Consider the following 265-nt stretch of genomic DNA (forward strand, 5'->3'; position numbering starts at 1 on the left):
TGCAGTGAGATGTTCGTTTTTACTGCCGAATTTGTGCTGTTTAAATAGTGCGAGTTCATGCTCGTATTTTTGATTGAGAATAGAAAGATGTTGAACTTTAGAATCTAATTGCTGATTGGTGACTTCAAGATGTTGAACTCTGGCATCTAATTGCTGGTTTGATTGTGCTAGAGACTGATGCTGCAGCGCCAACTGCCTGGTGAATTCCAGCAGTTGTTCATGGGTCAGTTGGCTTAAGTCAGGCAGCGTATTCATGACCTCAGTA

At 41.9% G+C, this 265-nt stretch carries 1 pseudogene; it reads right to left on the reverse strand.

Annotation, left to right across the window (positions count from 1 at the left end):
* Positions 1-255 (reverse strand): annotated as a pseudogene (locus WFH18_RS18070) (IS66 family transposase); the annotation flags it as partial.
* Between the last annotated feature and the right edge of the window lie 10 nt (positions 256-265).

The sequence above is a fragment of the Acinetobacter sp. USHLN143 genome (assembly GCF_037145695.1).
Classification (GTDB): domain Bacteria; phylum Pseudomonadota; class Gammaproteobacteria; order Pseudomonadales; family Moraxellaceae; genus Acinetobacter; species Acinetobacter fasciculus.